Source organism: Leuconostoc sp. BM2 (assembly GCF_002095565.1).
Taxonomy (GTDB): Bacteria; Bacillota; Bacilli; order Lactobacillales; family Lactobacillaceae; genus Leuconostoc; species Leuconostoc falkenbergense.
The window spans coordinates 129,290-153,840 of record NZ_MOWQ01000001.1 but is presented as its reverse complement, the minus strand read 5'-3'; the positions used below and the strand labels follow the sequence as shown (position 1 = coordinate 153,840).

The following is a 24,551-nucleotide window of genomic DNA, read 5'->3' as shown; positions in this document are numbered from 1 at the left end:
TATAGAAATAAATGATATACGGAAAGAGATGGACACATGAAAATTGCTATTGACGCAATGGGTGGTGATTTTGCCCCATTAGAAATTGTTAAAGGTGTCGAACTGGCACGTGATCGCTACCAAGAAATTGAATTTCAATTATATGGGATAGCAGAGCAGGTAAAACCTTTAGTCAAGGACTGGACACGTATTAATTTGATACCAACAACTGAAGTGATTGAAATGGGTGAAGAACCTGTTAAAGCAATGCGCCGAAAGAAGGACTCATCAATGGTTCGCGCGGCAAACGCCGTAAAAGCTGGTGAAGCAGACGCATTGTTTAGTGCTGGAAATACGGGCGCACTGTTGTCTAGTGCCATCTTTTTAGTTGGTCGAATTAAAGGTGTTGATCGTCCAGCCTTGGCAACTGCTTTGCCAAGTTTTGAAGGCCCACATGATCAATTTGTGTTCATGGATTTGGGTGCAAATGCTGAAAATAAGCCGGTTCATTTATATCAATATGGTATTTTAGGCAGCTTTTATGCGTCACACGTTTTAAATATTGAGAATGCGCGTGTGCGTTTGCTCAATAATGGTGCTGAAGAGGATAAGGGCGATGAAGTACATAAAGTGGCACATCAGTTGATGAAAAATTCGCACGCTTTTAATTTTGTCGGTAACATTGAAGCCCGTGAACTATTGGCTGGGACGGCTGATGTGGTTGTTGCCGATGGTTTTTCTGGTAATGCAGCGCTTAAGGCCACTGAAGGTACTGCACTGACGATGTTAAAACAAATTAAAGCAGCTATCATGGCCTCAGGTTTGTCGGGAAAAATCGGTGGTGCTTTGCTAAAACCAGCTTTTAAAATAATTCAAAAGAAATTGGATTATAATGAAGCCGGTGGCGCGGTGATTTTGGGCGTTAATGCCTCTGTTGTCAAAACACATGGTTCCGCAAAAGCGAATGCTGTTGCCAATACGATGGGCCAAATCAAAATTATGATTGAAAATAATTTAGTTGGGGATATACAGACTTTCGTTGCTGATCATGCGGATGATTTAAAAGCAGCTAAACAAGCACTGCAAAACGATGAAAATGTATAATCTGTGTTACAATTAGTTTTTAACATTTAAATTCTGGAGAATAGACTCTAATGGCAATAGAAAAAGAAACGATTTATAATATGTTGGCGGATGAGATTGCAGAACGTTTCAATGTGAAACGCGATACAATTACACCTAATCTTAATTTTTTGACGGATATTGACGCTGATTCAATTGATTTTGTTGAGTTAGTATTGGAAGTTGAAGATATGTTCAATGTCGAAATTTCTGATGATGATGCCGAAAATTTGGTGACGCTACAACAAACAGTTGATTACATCGTAGCCCATCAACATTAATTTGTTGACACTTATTTATAATCAGTGTAAAATTGTGGACAACTCATATCAAAAAGTGTTGAGAAGAGTAGTACTATTAATTTGCTCAGCGAGCGACGTCTGGTGAAAGTCGTCAAATTGATAGTACGAAGATGAACTCATCATACACGTCAATCGGTGCAAGCTGATTAGACCGGATGCACCGTTATCGTATGTTAGCAACAATTTTTGTTGTGAATTAAGGTGGGAATACCCACAAAAATGGGTGGTACCACGACATGTCGTCCCTGTACAAATAGTTAAATATTTGTGCAGGTTTTTTTATTTAATTAAGTCAGTAATGACTATTGGAGGTCAATCAGATGTCAGAAGTTCAAACAAAGTCGCTAATTGCACAAATTTTGGATACTTGGATTCAGGGTGAGAAAAGCGAAAAGCTTATTTTGTCTAATTATGCCAATGCAGCTGCTATTCTTCATCAAAATGTCGATGATATTAATTGGGTCGGTTTCTATCTATATGACCAACAGATGAAGCAATTGGTACTAGGTCCCTTTTTAGGTAAGCCAGCTGTGACAGTTATTTCACCTAATTCTGGTGTTGTTGGTCAATCTTTTACGGCGCAATCTACCCTCGTCGTGCCTGATGTTAAAGCATTTTCCGGACATATTGTTTGTGACCCAATTTCTAATGCAGAAATTGTCGTACCAATTACAAAAGCGGACGGTACAAAACTAGGTGTTTTAGATATTGACTCACCAACACTTAACCGTTTTACGAAGCAGGACCAATCAGATCTTGAAGACTATATCCAAACATTGCTTGCTTATGTTGAACAGATTTAAATGATGGTTCTAGCTCATGCTAGGGCTTTTTTGCTTAGTCGTGATATTGGTGTGTGTCAGAATATGAAGATTGTGATAAGCTAAATAGAGCAGTGATTCATGACATTGAAAAAAATATGACATCGGTATTATTGGGACAAAACTAGCAGGCTTTGGTAGTGGCTAAAACAAGCAAGTAATCATACACATGCTTACCCAACAATAGAGATTAATGTGACGTTTTTTGTTGTAATATTGAGGGGAAGACATGTGGGAGACATTATTATCAAGGCAGTCGCAATTTTGGAATGCACTATGGCAACACACCCAATTGACAGTTGCAGCAGTTGTGATTGCTGGTGTTATTGCAATACCGCTGGCAATCTGGTCTGAACGACATCGACGATACGCTGAATGGTTATTACAAGCAACTGGTATTTTGCAAACACTGCCATCACTGGCGGTCTTGGGATTGCTGATACCACTTGTTGGGATTGGTTGGCCGGCTGCACTGATTGCTTTAATTATTTATGCATTATTACCTATTTTCCAAAATACTTATTTGGGGTTAACTGGTGTCGAAAAAGGTATTGTTGATGCTGCTTATGCACTAGGGTTACCGCGAAAAAAAGTCATGCGAAAAGTTCAAATACCACTAGCGATGCCAAGTATTATAGCTGGGATAAGAACGGCCACGGTGCTAATTATTGGGACAGCAACATTAGCTGCACTAATTGGCGCGGGCGGGCTTGGTGATTTCATCCTGCTGGGCATTGACCGTAATAACACAAATTTGATTCTAATCGGTGCGTTGGCTTCGGCAATTATGGCTATTTTAGCAGGCGCGTTAATTAACTGGATTGCAAGGCTTAAAGTAAAAAAATGGCTTATCAGCTTATTAGCTATTTTATTTATTGGCGGAAGTGTTTGGCCGATGTTGCCTCAAAAATCAACAACTCAAACGATTACTATTGCAGGCAAACTTGGGTCTGAACCAGAAATTTTGATTAATATGTACGCTGATTTGATCAAATCAGCAGACCCCAATACTAATGTTGTGTTGAAGCCAAATTTTGGCAAAACAAGTTTTCTCTTTAATGCACTCAAAAGTAACAAAATCGACATTTATCCCGAATTTACTGGTACTGTCATAGCAACACTAGCTGAACCGGCTGTGACACTGCCAGTTGGTGCTAATGCACAGACAACCTATGTGGCCGCTTTAAAAGTTGCCCAAAAACAGCAATTAACTTTAACAAAACCCATGCAATTTAATGATACCTACGCGATTGCTGTAACTCAAAAGGATGTTTCGAAGTATCATTTGAAAACAATCGGTGATTTAACGCAATTGCCTAATGCAAAAGCGGGCATGACCGCTGAATTTTTGGACCGCACTGATGGCATGCCGGGTGTCAAAAAGCAATATAATTTAAAAATACCAACGGTCAGTTTAGACCCCGACTTACGATATCAAGCAATCAAGCAAGGACAAGTGAATGTGGTCGATGCTTATTCAACTGATTCGCAACTGGTTCAATATCGATTGAAAGTATTGACAGATAATCAGCATTTTTTTCCAATTTATCAAGGTGCAGCTTTGATGCGTCAAGATTTCGCCAAAAAAAATCCAAAAATTACGCGAGCTCTGAATCGTTTGGCGGGCAAAATTAGTAACGAAGACATGCAAAATATGAATTACGCCGTTAATGTTAAGCACCAATCACCCGCGACAGTTGCTAAAAAATATTTGAAAACGCACAATATCCTAAAATGACTAATTTTGAATTACAACAACTGGTTGAACACATATCAAAAACAGCTTTTCATCAGCCATTTCGACACCGTGCTAGTTTCAATAATCGATTGAAAACAACCGGTGGTCGTTATTTGTTGGCGACGCATCAATTGGAATTCAACCCTAAAATGGCTAACTTACCAGTGTTTGAGCAAATCATTAAACATGAATTAACCCACTATCATTTACATCTTGCGCATAAAGGCTATCAACACAAAGATACTGATTTCAAGCAACTACTGTCACAGGTTGGTGGTATTCGATATGCACCAGACATTGGCCAACGTCAAAAAACACAGCATCTCTGGCATTATCAATGCGAAAAGGGTCATGATATTTTTAGACATAGACGTTTTCAAGTCGGCCGTTACCGTTGCGGTCAATGCGGTGCGCGTTTGACATTGTTAGGTGAGGTATTGAATAAGTAAGCGTATTCATTTATAGTGAATGTAAGACAATTAATTGGAGAAAACTATGATCAAGCTAATTCTTTCAGATCTCGATGAGACGTTACTTAATGATGATGGCACGATTCATCCTGAAAACATCACAGCAGTTCAAAAGTTCGTGCAACAAGGTGGCTATTTTGTTCCTAATACAGGAAGATCATACAAATCAGTGTTTGGTACGTTAGCTACTTTGGGACTAAACAAACAAGAAAAACAATATGTTGTGTCCTACAATGGTGGTGCTATTGTTGAGGTGCACGCTGATGGTTCTGAGAAAATTGTTGTACAGCATGGCATGTCACCCAACCTAGCTAAAGAAATTTTCAAATTAGGTCAGATTCAAAACGACATTGATACCCATATTTATACGCTTGATACGCTATTTATTCATAATATTTCATCAGCTGATAAAGCGTATATGGCGGAACGTTCCGTGCCGTATGTTGAAATGCCTAATGACGATTTGAACTTTTTATCTAATGAGAAGCCAATCATGAAAGTCATTTTTGAGCATACTGACCATGAAGTTTTGCGTGCGATTGATAAAACTGTTAATGCCAAATTAGCGGATCAAGTGCTGACGACATATAGTTCAGATCGCTATGTAGAATTTAATCCTAAGGGCAGTGATAAAGGGTCAACAGGGCTAGAATTAGCTGATTTGCTAGGTATTGCGCATAATGAAGTTGCCGCGTTGGGTGATAGTTTGAATGACTCTTCTCAGATTAAAGCCGCTGGTGTCGGTGCAGCTGTTGCCAATGCAAAGCCGGAAATTAAAGCCATTGCTAATTTGATTTTGGATAAAACCAATAATGAAGGCGCTGTGGCTGAGTTTATCAACACTCATTTGGAGGGCTAAATGTTTAATTTGGCAGCGCGTATTGTTTTGCCATTGATTGCGATTGTGGCCTTTATTAGTATATTTCTGTTATACTATCATCATTATCTAACACTTTGGTTAACCATTTTGTTAGTCGTCATATTAGTTATACTGGTTAATATCGGGTATATTTGGTTATATTGGCAAAAACAAAAAATGCAACATGAGGAAGATGATGCTTGAAATGACGGAAACTGCGAATCCTAAATCTCTTTGGCTTCGCATAATTAATTTTGGTTTAGTAATATTTTTGATGATGTTTGCACCTGCTTTTTTGGGATTAGCGAGTGCAAGTTCTGTTTTATGGGAACAGATTTTGTGGGCATCGGTCATGGTTGTGGTGTATATTGCGATAGGCATATACGCCTACCGTTTGCTCAAAGCAACGGCCATAACGCCTATTTTTCAACCTAATTCATCACCAAAAAGGAAAAGTTTCTGGTGGCTGGTTGGCATGTGGTTGCTTATGTTGGCCATTGAGTTAACTATTGCAAACTTAAGAGTCAATTTAACAGGTGAGACGACAACAGCAAATGAAGAAGCCATCAATCAGTTGACTTCAAATCTAAATGTCACAATGATTGCCATGATTATCTATGCTGTGATCTTAGCACCAGTTGTCGAAGAGCTGGTTTTTAGAGGGCTAGTTCTCAATTACTTTTTCCGACGCAATTGGTGGTGGGGAAATATCATTTTATCGGGTGTGATATTCGCTTTTCCACACATGGGTCTGATTCCCACCACGTTATCAGACGGATTGAGTTATTTAATGTACGCCAGCATGGGTATGGTGTTAGCCTATGTGTATAAAAAAACAGGTGCGATTCAAAATAATATTGCGATTCACATGCTGAATAATGGTGTGACTATGATACCGCTGTTACTATTGGCCATCAATAAAATGCAACATTAAAAAAGATGCGTTCAGCATATGAACGCATCTTTTTTAAATTTAGAATTGTAGTAATTCTTTTGATGTATGTGTGTAAGGTACGAAACCATCTCGGCTCATGTAGCCACTATCTTCAATTCGAACGCCAGCAACGCCAGGAACATAAATACCTGGTTCAATTGAAAATACCATACCTTCTTCAAGGGTCATATCATTGCCTGCCATAATTGAAGGGAATTCGTGTACTGAAGATCCTAAACCGTGGCCAAGGCGGTGATTGAAGTATTCGCCATATCCAGCTTTGGTAATGATGTCACGCGCTACGGCGTCTAACTCGCTAGCTGTCATGCCAACTTTAGCTTGTGATTGTGCTGCTAGCTGAGCTTCTAAAGTGACAGCATGAATTCGTTTAGCTTCATCACTCACTGGCCCAAATGCGACTGTTCTGGTAGCATCTGAGGCGTAACCTTCTGTCATTGTGCCTAAATCAAATAGTGCCATTTCGCCGGCACTAAGAGTGCGACTAGAGGTTGAACCGTGGGGATCAGCGGCATGATCACCAAATTGAACGAGTGTTTCAAAACTCATGCCAACCACACCTGATTTTTTGAGCTGATATTCTAGCTCAGCAGCGACAGCGAGTTCTGAAACACCTTCTTTTAATGCTTGGAAGCCAATTTCAAAGGCACGGTCGGCATCGCGTCCGGCAGCTTTCATGTGTTCAATTTCAGCTGGCATTTTGATGAGGCGCAACTTGTTAACTTGGTCAGTGATATCGGTGATGAATTGTGCTGCTGGAAATGCTGCTTGTAGCAAATTCAAGCGAGCAACAGTCATATTATCTGCTTCGATAGCAAAAAAGGTACCATGAGTCGCAGCTTGAATGTGCGCAGCCAACTTTGACCAAGGGTTTTCTTGGTCTTCATAACCAAAAGCTTCATACTGCCAGCCACTTTCTTTCATACTATTAACTTCAAGTGCAGGGCCAAATAAAAATGGCTCATGATCAGCTAACAAGACCAAAGCTAGTACACGTTCAATTGGATCAGATTCAAAGCCACTCAAATAGGCAACACTATGATAGTTTGTGATGATTGCACCACTTAGGTTTTGATCGTTTAACCAATTCGTTAATTGATTGATTTTTTCTGAGTTCATAAAATTATCTACCTCGTAGTTTACTATGTCTTTATTGTATCACTTTCATTTCTTGTTGTTTTTCTTGTAACAAATTGAAACAATTGTGAAAACGTGTAAATTAGTCATTGTAAGCGTTTGCAAATTGTGTTTATTTTGCTATAATGAAATGAGATGACTTAAAATATGGATTGTGTCAAATTAATGAATTGAAAGAGGACTATATTATGCAAAAAAAGCAGACAGCTACAATATATGATGTTGCTAGTCGTGTTGGGGTGTCTTTGGCAACTGTTTCACGAGTAGTGAACGGTAATAGTAATGTACGTGAATCAACTAAACGTAAGGTTTTGGATGCAATTGAAGCGTTAGGATACCATCCTAACGCTGTGGCTAGAGGACTAGCTTCAAAAAAGACAACCACTATCGGGGTAGTCATGCCTGATGTGACCGATATGTATTACTCTGAATTAGCACGTGGTATTGATGATGTAGCCAACATGTATCATTATGATGTTTTGTTAACAAACACAGACGAAGATCCTGTGCGTGAGACAATGGCTGTCAACAACCTTGCTAGTAAACAAGTAGACGGTATTATTTTCATGGGAAATGAATTGGATCGTGAAATACTTAATACAATTGCGGCAGTTGATGCCCCGGTTGTTTTGGCAGGCTCACTAGATGAAGAAGGAATTTTGCCAAGTGTCAATATTGACTATGTTGCTGCCGTCAAAGAGGCGACTGAACTTCTAATCCGTAACAAACATGATCGTGTGGCACTTGTAACTGGACCAATGGTTCATGCTATTAACAAGCATCACCGCCTAGTTGGCTACCAAGCTGGTCTAGAAGCAGCTAATATTGCATTTGACGATAGTTTACTTTTTGCGACACACCAAGATTACTCAGCTGGACTTCAAGTAGCCGAAAAAATTTTTGCTGCTCAAGCCACAGCGGCTGTCGTATATGATGATGAAGTCGCACTTGGTATTATGAATTATATGCGGGATCACGGTAAATCAGTTCCTGAAGATTTTGAAATCATTACATCCAACGACACAAAGTTTGCAATTGTGACAAGGCCTGAGTTGACATCAATTGGCCAACCTAAATACGACATTGGTGCGGTAGCAATGAGAATGTTAACAAAGCTAATGAATAACGAAGTGGTTGATGATATGCAAGTACAATTGCCACATACCTTTGAAAAGCGCGGTACAACAATTAACCCACAACCTTAAAATTGCGTGAAACAAGTCTTTTTTGGTTCGTTTTCTTAATTTTTGTGTTTGACTTTAATTTTAAAGAAACATAATCGAAATAATTGACATATTATATTAATGAAAGTAAACTAAAACAGATGGTTTGCTTTTTATTTTGCATCTAGATGTAAAAATAACGACAAAATCTTTACTGGGTGGGAATTGATGGTTATAATCTCATGAATAATCAAAAGAGACGCTATATTACTGGATTTGATGGGTTGCGCGCACTCGCCGTATGCGGGGTAATTTTATTTCATTTATTGCCGACTAAAATTGTTGGTGGGTGGCTAGGCGTACCACTTTTTTTTGTCATTTCTGGTTATTTAATTACAGACATTTTGATCCAAGAATATGATAGAACGGCCACGATTGCAGCGGTCAAATTTTACATACGTCGATTAAAACGGCTTTATCCAGCATTAGTTATGATGCTTTTGATGACGACAACCGTTATTTTAGCTTTTGATCAGCGACTAATTTTTAATTTACGGCAAGTTATATTAACTAATTTGACCTATGCCTATAATTTTTGGGCGATTGGGCATGGACAATCCTATTTTCAACAATTTGGTGGTGAATCACCGTTTACTCATTTATGGTCATTGTCGATTGAGGGACAATTTTATCTTATTTGGCCGTTTGTCGTCTGGTTTATTCTCAAAAAGGGTTATAAGCGACTTAATGTTGCGATTGGTTTATTGACTGCTTCACTTATCAGTGCAATATTAATGGCAATCTTATACTCACCGACCACCATTAATCGGGTTTATTATGGCACTGATACGCGTGTTTTTGCAATATTGTTAGGCACCGCCTTGGCTTTTGTTTGGCCATCTAGCAAGTTATCGACACAAATTGAAGACAAAACAAGACTGTATTTAAATAGTATTGGGACAGCTGCTTTAGTTATTTTGATTGCTGGGATGATATGGGTAAATGGACAATTCACTGCAACCTATTATGGTTTAATGTATTTATTTACTGCTGATGTTGCCATATTGGTTGCCGTTACGGCACATCCTGCTTCGTGGTACAGTCGATTGCTCGACAATAAAATATTGAATTATCTTGGCACACGGTCTTATAGTATCTATCTCTATCAATTGCCGGTCTTTGTTTTTTATGAAAAATTTGTCTCAAATTATGAGCCAACCTTTGTTAATTTACTAATAGAAGTTATATTAGTTCTGGTATTAAGTGAATTAAGCTATCGGTATATTGAAAATGTTATACGACGTGATGGCAAGCTACACCAATTTTGGCACTGGCTATTGCATTCTCGTAATCGTTTTTTCCTCTTTATGACACCGGCCCTACTTTTGTTATTGTTTGTCGGTCATGGACTAGCAGATAAAAAAGCTGCTTTACCTCATCCTAAAACACGATTGCAAAAACAATTAACTAAAAATCAGGCAGAAGTTGCAAAACGTAATAAAATTGCTGAAAAAGCAGCTTCATCTTCTGCCCAAAGTAAAACAAAGCATGCGCAGTTGTCTGAGGGTGATCAAAAGATTATTGCTGATTACGGATTACAAACAAACGCCTACCTAGCCTTTAAGAATATGCAATTCACAGCAATTGGCGACTCAGTCATGTTAGATGCCGCACCTTATTTGCAAGAAGTTGATCCGAACATGCACGTTGATGCAGAAGTTGGGCGTCAGGCTTATCAAACTCCGGGTATCATAGATGGCATGGCACATAGTGGCAAACTGGCTCCCAATATTTTAATGGGTCTGGGCACCAACGGTGAAGTGAAAAGGCCTGATTTAGATCGCATGATGCATACTTTTGGTGCTAAGCGACAAGTGTATTGGATGAACAATTTTGTTCAAAGTAAGCCATGGCAAAATAGTAATAATGATATGCTTGCTGCTGCACAAAAAGACTACAAGAATTTGCACGTGATTGATTGGTTTAGTCTGGCCAAACAACACACGGATTGGTTCGCGGATGATGGTGTTCATCAGGGGCCAACTGGTGATCGTAACTACGTTCGTTTGTTGGTAGAAAAGACAGCTGAAGTGAATCATATTGAATAAAACATCGAGAGATGTTTTTTTTGTAACTTGAAAAAAATAATGTAAAAGATTAGAATGATTATAAATAACGTATTTAGGGGGATTTCATGTTTAAAAATATCAGGCAACTCACACCTTTTTCAGCTGTGCTGTTAGCCATCGCGTTTATTATGTCAATTAGCCAGTCAACGATGACAACGACTTATCCGATTTTAATGGCTAGTTTTCATGTTGATGCAAGTACTGTACAGTGGTTAACAACCGGTTTTATGGTCGCCATGACCTTGGTGATGCCGCTCAGTCCATGGTTGCTAGATAACATTTTATTGAAGCCACTGTTGAATGGTATTGTTACAGTATTTGTGATTGGCACCGCAATTGCTATGCTCACACCATCTTTTGCTGGTATCATTGTTGGCCGATTACTGGAAGGCATAGCTGTCGGTGCGCTTTTTCCCACATTTCAAAGTGTTATCATTGAAAATACAGCGAAATCAGATCGTGGTCTCACCATGGGCGTGGTTGGTTTGGTGATGGGGTCAGCTCTAGCAGTGGGACCAATTATTTCTGGTATCGTTTTGCAGTATGTTTCTTGGCGGGCTTTATTTGGATTATTTCTTGTAACTCTGGTCCTGCTCACCGTGAGTTTGCAACCTTTAATTGAAAATACGCATACCATTCATCATTCAAAATTTGATTGGGTATCGGCAATCACGTTAATTGGTTTCGGTGGGTTACTATACAGTCTATCAACTATTGCAAACACGAAACTAACGATAACATGGTGGCTTATTGTCATCATAAGCATCGCTTTATTAGTGACTTTTGTTGTCCGTCAAATGAGTCATCAACAACCATTTCTTAATTTATCAGTATTTAAGTATCGTGGTTTTACGCCAGCTATGATTTTGACAGGACTATCTTATTCAGGACTGATTACAGCTACGGTCTTGATGCCACTATTTTATCAACGTGTCTTTCATATTACGCCACTATGGTCTGGACTGCTTATGGTACCGGCAGCGGTTGTACTCAGCCAATTAAACCCAAGGGCGGGTTATTTATTAACGCGCATAGGATTGAAAAATCTTGTTTATATTGGCATGGTAATGATGATTGTTGGCTATCTTTTGTTAAATCAGTTAGGTACGCAATCATGGCTTTTTGGTCTAGTGGCAGCTATTTTGCTTGAAGGTGGTAACGCTTTTATCATGATGCCAGCTGTGACTGCAGCAAATAATGTTTTACCAAAAGAACTTGTGAGCCATGGCACAGCGGTCATTACAACTATGCGTCAGGTTATTGGCGCAGGAAGCGTTGTCATTTTGGGTATATTAGTGACTCGTTTTGGTCGAATTGAGTCAATTGGTGTAGCATTGACGCGAACTAGTGGTTGGTTTATATTGGTACCAGCAATTGGTATTTTGTTAGCGATGCGATTACCTCATAGTAAAAATTGAATCAATTGGGTGCAAAATAGTAAAAGGGCTTTACAGTCCTTTTTTATTCACTTAAAATAAGAATTAGTAGAAATGAGGCAAAAAAATGACAACAGTATATCAGCATGGTACTTTAGCACAATTAATGGCCAAGCAAATGGCGGGAACGATTACGGTCGGTGAATTGCTTACACACGGTGATACAGGCATTGGAACACTGGATGGGTTGGATGGCGAAGTCATCATTTTAAATGGTGATGTTTACCAAGCAGATAGTACCGGTGCAGTGAACCATATTACTGATAAGGAAACGACATTACCATTCGCGTCAGTTCATTTTGATCAGCCAGACATTAGTTATCAATTACCATTTAATGCAACGACTTACCAAAATTTATCATCGCAATTAACAGAAAAACAAATCGACAACGTTTTTTCAGCTTTGAAATTACATGGTCATTTTACTCACGTTCATGTTCGCGTGGCACCAAAACAGACAAAACCGTATCCTAGTCTTTTGACAGTTGCGCAGCACCAACCAGAATTTGAAACCCGTGATGTGCAAGGCACACTTGTTGGTTATTATGCACCAGCTGTCTTCGGTGGCGCTACTGCGGCTGGCTGGCATTTGCATTTTCTCGCTGATGATCATCAATTTGCTGGTCATGTGTTAGATTTCGAGGCTGATGATATGGTAGGCAGTTTATTGATTTTTGATGAGTTTGAGCAGCACTTACCAATTGATAATCATGATTTTAGAGCAATGAAACAAGATATGGCCGGTTTGCAAGATGGCATTGAAGCAAGTGAGGGAGGAAGAAAATAATGGCGCAAAAACCATTAGTCATTGGTGTAACCGGTGGTTCTGGCTCGGGAAAAACGACAGTGAGTCGCGAATTAGTGGCACGTATTCCTGATAACAGTGCTATTTTGTTACAACAAGATGCATACTATCGCGACCAGTCTGACAAGCCATTTGAAGAACGCGTCAAAACGAATTATGATCACCCTGATTCTTTTGAAACTGACTTGTTTGTTGCTGACTTAGGTCGCTTGTTGGCTAGAGAAGCTATTGACAAACCTGTCTATGATTATGAGAAACACACACGTTCCAGTGATGTGATTCATGTGCTTCCAGCTGATGTCATTATTGTTGACGGCGTTTTGTTATTTAATGACAAACGAGTCCGTGATTTACTTGATTTAAAAGTGTACGTTGACACTGATGATGATATTCGTTTCTTACGACGTTTGGAACGAGATATTGAAGAACGTGGTCGCACGGTTCGTGGTGTTATTGAACAATATCTTGCGACAGTGAAGCCAATGTATCATCAATTTGTTGAGCCAACCAAGCGCTATGCAAATATCATTGTCCCCGAGGGTGGACAAAATAAGGTTGCTATTGATATGATTACCAACCAAATACTAGCTATGTTGAAAGCACAATAAAAAGCGACGTTTATTTATAAACGTCGCTTTTTATTGTGCACGTGTTTCTTCAATTGTATCGCGCATCGTATCAACGACACTTTGTGTGTCTTCCGATAATTGTGAACCAACCAAAGTGAACAGGGTATCAATAATCGTGATTTGGGCTATCAGTGAACTCATTGATTCGCTACGAAAATTAACCTCTTCGGCTAGGGATAACAACACTAAATCTGCAAGTTTAGCAAGCGGTGAGTCTGGGAAAGATGTAATAGCAATGATTTTGACATGATTCTCAGATAATTTTTGAGCAATTAGCAAAGTATCTTTGTTACGTCCAGAATGCGAAATGACAACGGCAACATCCGTGTGATCAAGTCTAACGGCCTGCATTAATTGGACGTCATAATCAGGATGGGCAATGACATCAATCGGTGTTCGTAAAAATTTGTGATAGGCGTTAAAAGCAACAATTGACGACCCACCAATGCCAAAAAAGCCAACCCGTCGTGCACTAATCAAACATTGCGTGGCTTGCTCTAGTTGGTCAATTGTCAAGTTATTAACCGTAGCTGCGAGTGCATTTTCAGCGCCACGAAAAACCTTTTGAGCAATGGCAACGGTGTCATCTGTGTCCACAATTTCCCCAAAAAATTCCACAGGTGATTTCTGAACTGAGATGCGGGCAAGATCAACTGAAAAATCACGAAAAGAATCGAAACCAATTTTTTTGACAAATCGTGAAATGGTTGCTGTTGAAACACCAGAACCATCAGACATTTCTTGAATCGTGGCTTCTTGTGCCTGTGAAACATTATGAATAATATAATCAATTAATTTCTGTTCAGTTGTATTATATTGTTTGCGCTGTACCCTGAGTTGGGTAATGATGTTTTTCGGCATAGTAATTTGTACTCCAATATACTAATCATACAAGATGAGAAAACATTTTTCAATAAAGGGTTGCAAACTGTAAATTATTTTCATATAATAAAAGTGTACTAAAAACACAAAAAATAAAGAGGTATGTAAACATGAAGTTTGCGATGATCGGCCTTGGTAAGATGGGCTTGAACTTGGTTAAGAACGCCGTTGATAACGGTCATGAAGTGGTAGCGTTCGATTTGAATGCTGACTTCGTCAAAGAAGCAACTGACTATTCAGCTTCAATTGAAGGCGCTTCAGACATCGATGATATGTTGTCAAAGTTGCCATCTCCTAAAGCTGTTTGGGTTATGGTGCCAGCAGGCGTACCAACTAACTCAACTATCGATACATTGATTGCCAAGATGGACAAGGGTGACATCATTATTGATGGTGGTAACTCTAACTACAAAGACAACTTGGAACAAAACAAGCGTACAACTGCTGCAGGTATCAAGTTCTTTGATGCCGGTACTTCAGGTGGTATGAACGGTGCCCGTAATGGTGGTAACTTCATGATTGGTGGCGATGACGCCGAAGCATGGCAAGTTATTGAACCACTTTTCAAGTCAATCGCTGAAGAAGATGGTTACTTGTATACAGGTCGTTTGGGATCAGGTCATTATTTGAAGATGGTTCACAACGGTATCGAATACGGTATGATGCAAGCAATTGCCGAAGGATTCGAAGTATTGGAAGCCTCACAATTTGACTACGACTATGAAGCTGTTTCAAAGTTGTGGAACCACGGATCAGTTATCCGCTCATGGTTGATGGAATTGGCTGAAGAACAGTTCGCCAAGGATCCACATTTGGATGCTATTGCTGGTCGTATGCATTCTTCAGGTGAAGGTAAGTGGACAGTGCAGGAATCATTGGATTTGGATGTTCCAGCACCAGTTATTTACTTGTCTTTGGCAATGCGTTACCGTTCATTGCAAGATGACACATTTACAGGTAAGGTTGTTTCAGCTTTGCGTAACGGCTTCGGTGGTCACGCAATGGACGCTGCCAAGTAATAAGAATCTGTTCGTTTTCTTGGATAGAAGCTCCCATATTGGGAGCTTTTTCTGTGTTAATGCAATAATGTTCAACGTTTAACAATTATTAATTGTGTAATTTGAGGTGAACACATGGAATATATGATTGGTGTCGATTTAGGCACAACGTCAACTAAAGCAGTTTTGTTTGACGATAAAGATCAGGTTGTAACCAGTGCTAATAAAGGTTATCCATTGTATCGTGATGTACCAGATATGGCGGAAGAAGACCTAAATGAAATTTTTGATGCCCTAATTGAAGCATTAACTGATGTCGTGCGTGCTGCTGATTTAAAAGACGGTGACAAAATTGCCGCCGTTTCATTCAGTTCAGCGATGCATTCTTTAATTGCTTTTGATAAAAACTGGAAGCCATTGACACGTGTTATTACGTGGGCTGATACACGAGCAGTTAAGTATACAGAAGAACTGAAATCTAATGGTTTAGGCGCTCAAATTTATAAAAAAACTGGAACGCCTATTCATCCGATGGCACCTTTGTCAAAGCTATTATGGCTGAAAGAGGAACATCATGACGTTTATGAAAATGCTGCGCACTATTTAGGTATCAAAGAGTATTTATTCCATCGCTTGTTTGGCAGCAATAAAATGGATATTTCGATTGCCTCTGGTACTGGATTGTTTAATATTTTCAATCTTGATTGGGATGAACAGGCACTTACAGTGACTGGCGTCACAAAATCACAATTACCAAAACCGGTTGAACCATATGAATATGAAACAAATATGGTCGCTGAGTATGCTGCGGTGATTGGTATTCCAGCAGACACACCTTTTGTTTATGGTGCTGGCGATGGGCCACTATCAAATTTGGGTGTTAATGCTGTTAAACCGGGTGTGGCGGCCATTACTATTGGTACGTCTGGTGCTATTCGCGTGGTTGCTGATGAACCAGTGATTGATCCTAAGGGACGTACTTTTACGTACGCATTGGATAAGGATCATTGGGTCGTTGGTGGTCCCGTTAATAATGGTGGTGATGTATTCCGTTGGGCACGTGATAACATGTTTGACGCTGAAAAATCTACCGCTGCTTTGCTGGGAGAAGATGCGTATGATTTGATGACTGAAATTGCTTCTCGCATTCCAGCTGGATCAGAAGGATTGATTTTCCATCCATACTTAGGTGGCGAACGTGCACCAATTTGGGATGCTAATGCTCGCGGTTCATTCTTTGGACTTAACCATGCACACACGCGTGCCCACATGCTAAGGTCTGTCTTAGAGGGCATTACTTTCAACGTTTATATGGTCAGCCTAGCTTTGGAAGAAGTTGTTGGTGGACTGAAGTCAATTCAAGCCACTGGTGGCTTTGCTCGGTCACCACTTTGGCGTCAAATGTTCGCTGATATCTTCGAACAACCAGTAACTGTGCCAGAGGCATTTGAATCTGGTTCGTTGGCAGCAGTAATTGTTGCCCAAAAAGCATTGGGTAAGATTGACGATTTGTACGAAATTGAAAAGTATGTTGGTGCTTCTAATACTTACCAACCAGATCCGGAAAATTTCGAGGCTTATCGAGAATTAGCACCAATTTTCATCAGATTATCGCGCCAATTGCAGACGGAATATGAAAATATTGCTAATTATCAAAGAAAACATTCTAAGTAAACAGCTAATCAAAATATTTAAGTACGGTTAAATATTGGTGTCTACATTAGCTTTTACTGATAACCATAAAAGGAGAAAGCGGTTTTTAAGCCGGCTATATATACACATGGAATTCGTCATGTTGATCGTGTCCATCTTAATTTTGTTGTTGTTGATTGCAAAATTAAAATTAAACACATTCGTATCATTAATTATCACTGCGTTTATTTTAGCGCTGCTGCTTGGCATGAAGCCAATGCAAATTCCTGACGCTGTCCTCGGTGCACAAGGCGTCGGAAATATTCTTGGTCCCAACTCAGTTATTTTCATCTTTGGTGGAATGATTGGTCGTTTGGTGGCAGACGCAGGTGGTTCATATCGCATTGCCAAGACATTAATTGATTGGTTTGGTGTGAAACGCTTGCAATGGGCTGTTTTGATTGCATCATTTATTATTGGTATTTCAATGATTTTTGGTGTTGGTATGGTACTTTTGATACCAATTGTGTTCGCAGTTGCCATTGAAGCCGGCGTGCCATTACTTTATTTAGGTGTTTCAATGACTGCTGCTTTGAGCTCTGCTCAAGGCTTCTTACCACCACAGCCAGCACCAACCGCTGTTGCATCAGCTTTGGGTGCTAATATTGGTATGATGTTGATCTTTGGTTTGGTCGTGTCAGTGATTACTGCCGTGGTTGCTGGGCCAATGTTTACTAAACTTGCTCAAAAATATGCACCTGGTGCATTCCAATTTAAAACAGAAATAGAAGCAGTAGGACCAGTCAAGGAATATGATCTCAAAGCAACACCAAACTTTGGTTTGTCAGTTTTGACCTCTGTCTTTCCATTGATATTTATGATTATAGCTACCGTTTATAAGCTAATATACACTGGTGGTGTGACTCCTAAAAATCCAACAATGGTTGACCAAGTGGTTGAGTTTGCTGCCAATCCTGCGGTTGCTATGACAATTGCTTTGGTATTTGCTATCTTTACAATGGGAATCTGGCAACAAAAGTCTATGACTGAAGTAGGTAAATCACTAAATGAAGGTATGGCTGCTGTTGCAGGTATTCTGTTAATTGTTGGTGGTGGTGGTGCTTTGCGTGGTGTCTTGGTTACCTCTGGCCTATCTGACAAAATTGCTACAACTTTCCAAGCAGGGGGCTCAATGAGCCCTATCGCTGTGGTACTATTTGCTTGGGCTGTTGCTGCGGTGTTGCGTGTCTCAGTTGGTTCAGCAACTGTTGCGGGCATGACTGCTGCTGGTATTGTTACAGGTATTTTGGCTTCTAATCCAGGAAATACATTACTACCAGTATTTGTTGCCTTAGCAATTGGTGCCGGTTCATTGATAGCATCGCACGTCAATGATGCTGGTTTCTGGATTTTTAAAGAATTCTTTGACTTGAGTGTTAAGCAAACGTTCCAAATTTGGACGGTACTAGAAACAATTATTTCAGTGACAGGTTTGATTGTCATTTTGATTATGACAACTATTTTCGCTTAAACTGCTAAACCACCTTAAAAGGTGGTTTTTTTATTTGAGGGAGTTTATCCCATGATAATAAAAATATAATAACTTTCATTTTATTTTCATGGGAATGTTGACACTAAGATGAGAAAATGTTAATATATTATAATAACTTTTAAGCGTTGAAGGGATAAACATATGTCAGAATTAAATAAAAAAACAGGCTGGTTTCACAAAGCGTCGCCTGTAAGTTTTACGGAAAGTGATCGACACTTACGTAAAACTTTGGGTGTCAAAGAAATGTTGGCGCTAGGAATTGGAACTATTGTTTCCACAGCCATTTTTACTTTACCGGGAATTGTTGCAGCTAATCATGCGGGACCAGCAGTTGCAATTTCGTTTGTTATTGCTGCGATAGTGGCCGGACTTGCGGCCTTTGCCTATGCTGAATTTGCATCTGCATTGCCATTTGCGGGTTCTGCTTATTCATGGGCTAATGTTGTGTTTGGTGAGGTTTTTGGATGGATAGCTGGTTGGGCACTTTTGGCTGAGTACTTTATTGCTGTTGCATTCGTTGCGTCAGGGTGGTCAGCTAATTTCAAACTATTTTTAGCGTCTCATCATTTAGCGTTGCCGAAAGCGTTAGCAGGATCATTTGTTGCAGGTAATGGTGGCATAATTGATATTTCATCCTTGTTTGCTGTTTTGATTGTTGCTATTTTACTTTGGCGAGGTACAAATACAACCGCTCGAGTAGAAAATGTGTTGGTTATCGGTAAAGTTGCTGTCATTTTGATTTTTATTGCTGTTGGTTTGACAGCAATTCATCCTAGTAACTATGTACCATTTATTCCAGCGCACAAGGCTGGTACGGAGTTCGGTGGTTGGACAGGCATATTCGCCGGTGCCTCACAAATATTCTTGGCTTATATCGGATTTGATTCGATTGCAGCTAACTCCGCTGAAGCAAAGAACCCAAAGAAGACGATGCCTCGTGGTATTATTGGATCACTCATCATTGCTACGATTTTGTTTGTTACGGTTGCTTTGGTTCTGGTTGGTATGTTCCCTTATTCTAAGTATGCTGACAATGCTGCGCCAGCTGCTTGGGCATTATTGCAGTCAGGACATGTCTTTACTTCAAATCTATTGTCTATTGTTGCTTTGATTGGTATGTTCACAGCCATCATTGGTATGATGCTTGCAGGATCACGATTGCTGTATGCTTTTGGACGTGATGGTTTGTTGCCAAACTTTTTGGGTAAGGTTAACGATAAGGGGCTTCCTAACAATGCGTTATTAGCATTATCAGTAATTGCAATTTTGATTGGATCGGTTTTCAGTTTCACTGAGTTAGCTGGTTTGATTTCTGCTGGTACATTAATTGCCTTTATGATTGTTTCCCTTGGTATTTATGCTTTGCGCCCACGTGAAGGTAAGGATATTCAAGAACCTGGCTTCAAAATGCCATTTTATCCTGTGTTACCAGCGTTAGCTGCCTTAGGATCAGGATTCATTTTTTATGAATTAGATGATCAGGCTAAAATATACGCATTTGGCTGGTTTGCACTAGGTTTGATAATTTATGCCATTTATGGTGCCAAACATAGTAAATTATCTCGAAATTAATTGACAAAGTCCTGTTGTTTCAGGGCTTTTATTGTACACAAATCATAAATGAAAGCTGCCTCATATGTCGAAAAATACGGAAATTTTAAATGAAGAAAAGGTTTATTTAGCTGATGCAACACGAGTTAAGTATTTTGATATTGTGATTGATCATGGTAGTGGTGCCATTATTACTGATGCCAATGGTCACGACTATATTGATTTGTTAGCCAGTGCTAGTGCTACCAATACGGGGCATTCACATCCAAAAGTGGTTGAGGCAATTACCCAGCAAGCGCAGAAATTAATTCAGTATACGCCGGCTTACTTTGCTAACACAACAACAGCTCAGTTGGCAAAACGTCTGGCAGATATTGCACCAGGAAATTTTGATAAACAAGTCGCTTTTGGCAATTCTGGTTCTGATGCTAATGATGCGATTATCAAATTTGCTCGCGGATATACTGGCCGATCCTATGTTGTTAGCTTCACTGGTGCTTATCATGGGTCGACGTATGGCTCTATGTCAATTTCAGGTGTGAGTTTGAATATGACGCGAAAAGTTGGCCCTCTACTGCCAGATGTTATTAAAGTACCATATCCCGATCAAACGCAACGCTTGGTTAATGAAAGTGATGACGATTTTTCTAATCGACTATTCAAACAATTTATGCTACCATTTGAAACCTATTTACCCGCCGATGAAGTGGCGTTAGTCATTATCGAGCCAATTCAAGGTGATGGTGGCATTGTTAAAGCCCCACAACGTTTTATGACGTTAGTTTATAATTTTACGCGTGAACATAATATTGTGTTTGCTGTTGATGAAGTTAATCAAGGGCTTGGTCGAACAGGAAAAATGTGGTCTATTGATCATTTTGGTATAGTACCTGATCTGATGAGCATTGGTAAATCAATTGCAAGTGGCTTACCATTAAGTGCAGTTGTGGGACGTCGAGATATCATGTCGAGTTTATCAGCGCCTGCTAACGTTTATACAACGGCCGGTAATCCAGTCACGGCAGCAGCAGCGCTGGCGACATTAGACATTATCGAGCAAGAACAGTTGGTTTTGCGTTCGTATGAATTAGGGAAAATTGCAAAAACATTTTTTGAAAATGCAGCACAACGTTATCATTTTATCGGTGATGTTCGCATGTATGGCTTAAATGGCGGCATTGATATCATTGATAATCAAGGACAGCCAGACACGCATGCGACCAATCAATTGATATACCGTATATTTGAGCTTGGCGCGATTATGATTAGCTTGAGAGGCAATATTTTACGTTTTCAGCCCCCACTAGTCATTAAGGAAGAAGAACTAACCAAAGCGTTGGCGATTATTGATCAGGCTTTTTCAGATTTAGAAGCGGGAAAAATTGTATTACCACAAACTGATAGTCATATTGGTTGGTGATATGATATAATTGATTTGGCATTGGATATATGGCCTTGTGTATTGTCAATTAGAAATGTGTTGGCTGATGAAAAACACACGTATATGAGGTTGTGCTCCCAAAACTAGATGTGATTGAAAAATCACCGCGTCTCGGCGTTATGAGCTATAAAGGTAAAGATCAAAGATCATTACAAATTGCGGTGGTACCACGGTAAAGCGTCCGCACTTTGTTTTGGTCTTTTTATATTAATTAAGGAGAAAACTTGTCATGAAAGAGTTGAGTTCAGCAGAAATTCGTCAAATGTTTTTAGACTTTTTTGCTTCTAAAGGGCATGAAATCGTGCCTTCAAAAAATCTGATTCCGCAAGATGATCCAACACTATTGTGGATTAACTCAGGTGTTGCGACATTAAAAAAATATTTTGATGGTACAGTGGTGCCTAAAAATCCGCGTATTACAAACGCTCAGAAAGCTATTCGTACCAATGATATTGAAAATGTAGGCAAGACAGCACGTCATCATACTTTGTTTGAAATGATGGGTAATTTTTCAATTGGTGACTATTTCAAAGCCGAAGTGATTCCATGGGCATGGGAACTGCTCACGAGTCCAGAGTGGTATGGTTTGGATAAAGAAAAGCTTTATGTCACTGTTTACCCGAAAGATCAAGAAGCAAAACAAATTTGGCAGGAAAAAACAGATTTACCAGATGGCCATATTTACGAAGTAGAAGATAATTTTTGGGATATCGGTGAGGGCCCATCAGGTCCTGATTCAGAAATTTTCTTTGATCGGGGACCAGCATTTCAAGATTTACCAGACAATGATCCTGAAATGTATCCCGGTGGTGAAAATGAACGGTACTTAGAAATTTGGAATATCGTGTTTTCACAGTTTAATCATTTGCCGGGGTTGACTGATAATTCGCAATACCCTGAATTACCACATAAAAATATCGATACAGGTATGGGATTGGAACGTGTCGTTTCTGTTTTCCAAAATGGTCGAACTAACTTTGATACTGATCTCTTCTTGCCTATTATTCATGCCACAGAAGCTTTAACAGATGGTTTTGTTTATGATGATAGTCAAGATAGTGAAAGCAATACTAGTTTTAAAGTGATTGCCGATCATATTCGTGCTATCACATTTGCAATTGGTGATGGTGCGTTGCCGTCAAACGAAGGACGCGGATATGTTATCCGTCGTTTACTTCGTCGTGCTGTATTGCATGGACAAAAGTTAGGCATTAAGGGCGAATTTTTGACTAAGTTAGTCCCAGTTGTTGGTGAAATTATGGTGAGTTATTATCCAGAAATTTCAGAAAACGCAACGAAAATTCAAAAAACAATTGCCTCTGAGGAAAAACGATTTAATGTAACATTAGCTGGTGGCTTGGCTTTATTGAATGACGTGATTGCTGACGCCAAAAAGAATGGTCAACACCAAATTAGCGGTCTGGATGCTTTCAAACTGTCTGATACGTATGGTTTCCCCCTAGAATTGACACAAGAGCAAGCTGCTGATGCAGGCTTAACAGTTGATGTTGATGGCTATCGTGATGCTTTACAAGCGCAACGTGAGCGCGCTCGTGCAGCACGTTCTAGTGACAAGTCAATGGGTGTTCAAAATGCTGTTCTAACTGATTTGAAAGTGGATTCTAAGTATGTTGGATGGTCTGAAACAAAGGTTTCAAATGCCGAAATTGTTGCGATTATTGGTCAAGATAGCGCTGGTGTTGACGCGTTATTAGATAGTGCCACTGCAGGTCAAACAACGCAACTTGTATTTGATGTGACACCATTTTATGCTGAAATGGGTGGTCAAGTGCCTGACTTTGGTGACATTTCAAATCAGGCTGGTGCGCTCATTGGACATGTTGTTGATGTACAGACAGCGCCAAATGGACAGCATATTCATACCGTCGAAGTAATATCTGACTTTAATTTAGGTGACCGTGTTACGCTTGAAGTTGACATGGCACGTCACATTGCTGTTTCAAAAAATCATACAGCGACCCACATGCTTGATCAAGCACTACGGAATGTGATAGGTGGGGATGTGCATCAAGCTGGTTCGCTTGTTGAACCTGACTACTTACGTTTCGATTTTAACCATGATGGTCCAGTTTCTGATAATGATTTAGATGAAATTGCTGTAATGGTCAACCAAGAAATTGCCAAAAATTTGCCGATTACATGGGTTGAAACAGATATTGAGTCAGCTAGAAAACTGGGTGCTGTGGCGGTGTTCGGTGAGAAGTATGGTGAAAAAGTCCGAGTCGTTTCTATTGGTGATTTTAACAAAGAATTTGATGGTGGCACGCATGCCAATAGTACGGCGGAACTAGGCATTTTCAAAATTGTCAGCGAATCCGGTATTGGCGCTGGTGTACGCCGAATTGAAGCTGTCACAGGATTAGCAGCATTAGCATTATACCAGTCTGAAGAAAAAGCATTGAAACAAATTGCTAATGGCTTGAAAGCACAAAAATTAATAGATACACCTAATAAAGTGAGCGAACTGCAAGCTGAATTGCGTAATACACAGCGTCAAAATGAGTCTCTTGCCGCACAATTAGCTAATGCTAAATCGGGCGAGATTTTTGACGATGTTCAAACAGTCAACAATCACAGTTATATTGCGAAAGCGCTGACTGTGAATGGCATTGATGGTCTCCGACAAGTGGCTGATAATTGGAAAGAAAAGCAGCCCTCTGATATTTTGGTTTTGGCATCAGCTGCAGAAGGTAAGGTGAGCTTGATTGTTGCTGCTTCATCTGAAGCGATTAAGCAAGGAATCAAAGCAGGAGATTTAATTAAATCCATTGCACCAAAAATTGGTGGTGGTGGTGGTGGCAGACCAGACATGGCACAAGCAGGTGGTAAAAATCCTGATGGTATCACAGACGCATTGGCAGCCGTTGCAGATTTCTTAGCTGATAAGTAATTTTTTTGTAACTTGATTGAGAAAATAATTTAGTATTATAGT

21 protein-coding genes are annotated in these 24,551 nt (G+C 39.7%); 19 read left to right on the top strand and 2 right to left on the bottom strand.

Features of this window, described 5'->3' with window-relative positions; all coding sequences use genetic code 11:
- The first annotated feature begins 36 nt into the window (after nt 1-36).
- The 8 genes from plsX (at nt 37) to BMG01_RS00775 (ending at nt 6,225) form a co-directional block, all read left to right on the top strand.
- Entirely contained in the window at nt 37-1,083 is a 1,047-nt protein-coding gene (plsX, locus tag BMG01_RS00810; RefSeq protein WP_004915422.1) for a phosphate acyltransferase PlsX, read from the top strand.
- Between the two features lie 50 nt (nt 1,084-1,133).
- Entirely contained in the window at nt 1,134-1,382 is a 249-nt protein-coding gene (locus tag BMG01_RS00805; RefSeq protein ID WP_004915420.1) for an acyl carrier protein, read from the top strand.
- Between the two features lie 341 nt (nt 1,383-1,723).
- Nucleotides 1,724-2,206, top strand: a complete 483-nt coding sequence (locus BMG01_RS00800) for a GAF domain-containing protein (protein WP_004915417.1) — start codon at nt 1,724-1,726, stop codon at nt 2,204-2,206.
- Between the two features lie 247 nt (nt 2,207-2,453).
- The gene (locus tag BMG01_RS00795) at nt 2,454-3,962 is read left to right on the top strand and encodes an ABC transporter permease/substrate-binding protein (protein WP_004915414.1); all 1,509 of its coding nucleotides are present in this window, start codon (nt 2,454-2,456) and stop codon (nt 3,960-3,962) included.
- A complete protein-coding gene (locus tag BMG01_RS00790; protein ID WP_004915411.1) occupies nt 3,959-4,411 on the top strand; it encodes a SprT family protein in 453 nt (150 codons plus the stop codon). The genes BMG01_RS00795 and BMG01_RS00790 overlap by 4 nt, the downstream gene beginning before the upstream one ends.
- Nucleotides 4,412-4,457: 46 nt before the next feature.
- Nucleotides 4,458-5,291, top strand: a complete 834-nt coding sequence (locus BMG01_RS00785; protein ID WP_004915407.1) for a Cof-type HAD-IIB family hydrolase — start codon at nt 4,458-4,460, stop codon at nt 5,289-5,291.
- A complete protein-coding gene (locus BMG01_RS00780; protein ID WP_004915404.1) occupies nt 5,292-5,495 on the top strand; it encodes a hypothetical protein in 204 nt (67 codons plus the stop codon).
- On the top strand, nt 5,488-6,225 hold the full coding sequence (locus tag BMG01_RS00775) for a CPBP family intramembrane glutamic endopeptidase (RefSeq protein WP_004915400.1): 738 nt from the start codon (nt 5,488-5,490) through the stop codon (nt 6,223-6,225). Before BMG01_RS00780 ends, BMG01_RS00775 begins: the two co-directional genes overlap by 8 nt.
- A gap of 39 nt (nt 6,226-6,264) precedes the next feature.
- Here the strand turns inward: BMG01_RS00775 and BMG01_RS00770 are convergent, their stop codons facing one another.
- A complete protein-coding gene (locus BMG01_RS00770; RefSeq protein ID WP_004915398.1) occupies nt 6,265-7,362 on the bottom strand; it encodes a Xaa-Pro peptidase family protein in 1,098 nt (365 codons plus the stop codon).
- Between the two features lie 206 nt (nt 7,363-7,568).
- Here BMG01_RS00770 and ccpA point away from each other — a divergent pair, with 206 nt between their 5' ends.
- The 5 genes from ccpA (at nt 7,569) to udk (ending at nt 13,521) form a co-directional block, all read left to right on the top strand.
- Entirely contained in the window at nt 7,569-8,585 is a 1,017-nt protein-coding gene (gene ccpA, locus BMG01_RS00765; RefSeq protein WP_004915397.1) for a catabolite control protein A, read from the top strand.
- A gap of 200 nt (nt 8,586-8,785) precedes the next feature.
- Nucleotides 8,786-10,651, top strand: coding sequence for an acyltransferase family protein (locus BMG01_RS00760; protein ID WP_036067721.1), 1,866 nt, complete (start codon nt 8,786-8,788; stop codon nt 10,649-10,651).
- Nucleotides 10,652-10,737: 86 nt separating this feature from the next.
- On the top strand, nt 10,738-12,090 hold the full coding sequence (locus tag BMG01_RS00755) for an MFS transporter (RefSeq protein WP_004915392.1): 1,353 nt from the start codon (nt 10,738-10,740) through the stop codon (nt 12,088-12,090).
- 85 nt (nt 12,091-12,175) lie between these two features.
- The gene (budA, locus tag BMG01_RS00750; RefSeq protein WP_004915391.1) at nt 12,176-12,895 is read left to right on the top strand and encodes an acetolactate decarboxylase; all 720 of its coding nucleotides are present in this window, start codon (nt 12,176-12,178) and stop codon (nt 12,893-12,895) included.
- Entirely contained in the window at nt 12,895-13,521 is a 627-nt protein-coding gene (udk, locus tag BMG01_RS00745; RefSeq protein WP_004915389.1) for a uridine kinase, read from the top strand. The genes budA and udk overlap by 1 nt, the downstream gene beginning before the upstream one ends.
- 30 nt (nt 13,522-13,551) lie before the next feature.
- Here the strand turns inward: udk and BMG01_RS00740 are convergent, their stop codons facing one another.
- Nucleotides 13,552-14,403 carry a MurR/RpiR family transcriptional regulator gene (locus BMG01_RS00740; protein WP_004910831.1) on the bottom strand — a complete coding sequence of 284 codons (852 nt, stop codon included), beginning with the start codon at nt 14,401-14,403 and terminating at the stop codon, nt 13,552-13,554.
- A gap of 131 nt (nt 14,404-14,534) precedes the next feature.
- On the opposite strand from BMG01_RS00740, the gene gnd reads away from it, so the two are divergent.
- The 6 genes from gnd to alaS all read left to right on the top strand — a co-directional run bounded on the left by gnd (nt 14,535) and on the right by alaS (nt 24,509).
- On the top strand, nt 14,535-15,443 hold the full coding sequence (gene gnd, locus BMG01_RS00735; protein WP_004910833.1) for a phosphogluconate dehydrogenase (NAD(+)-dependent, decarboxylating): 909 nt from the start codon (nt 14,535-14,537) through the stop codon (nt 15,441-15,443).
- Nucleotides 15,444-15,557: 114 nt separating this feature from the next.
- Nucleotides 15,558-17,096, top strand: a complete 1,539-nt coding sequence (gntK, locus tag BMG01_RS00730; RefSeq protein WP_004910835.1) for a gluconokinase — start codon at nt 15,558-15,560, stop codon at nt 17,094-17,096.
- Nucleotides 17,097-17,202: 106 nt separating this feature from the next.
- Entirely contained in the window at nt 17,203-18,585 is a 1,383-nt protein-coding gene (locus BMG01_RS00725) for a gluconate:H+ symporter (RefSeq protein WP_036066408.1), read from the top strand.
- Nucleotides 18,586-18,747: 162 nt separating this feature from the next.
- Nucleotides 18,748-20,178 carry an APC family permease gene (locus tag BMG01_RS00720; protein ID WP_004910838.1) on the top strand — a complete coding sequence of 477 codons (1,431 nt, stop codon included), beginning with the start codon at nt 18,748-18,750 and terminating at the stop codon, nt 20,176-20,178.
- Nucleotides 20,179-20,242: 64 nt separating this feature from the next.
- Complete coding sequence (locus BMG01_RS00715) at nt 20,243-21,577, top strand: aspartate aminotransferase family protein (protein ID WP_004910840.1); 1,335 nt, start codon at nt 20,243-20,245, stop codon at nt 21,575-21,577.
- A 250-nt stretch (nt 21,578-21,827) separates the two neighbouring features.
- Nucleotides 21,828-24,509, top strand: coding sequence for an alanine--tRNA ligase (alaS, locus tag BMG01_RS00710; RefSeq protein ID WP_004910842.1), 2,682 nt, complete (start codon nt 21,828-21,830; stop codon nt 24,507-24,509).
- Nucleotides 24,510-24,551: the final 42 nt, after the last annotated feature.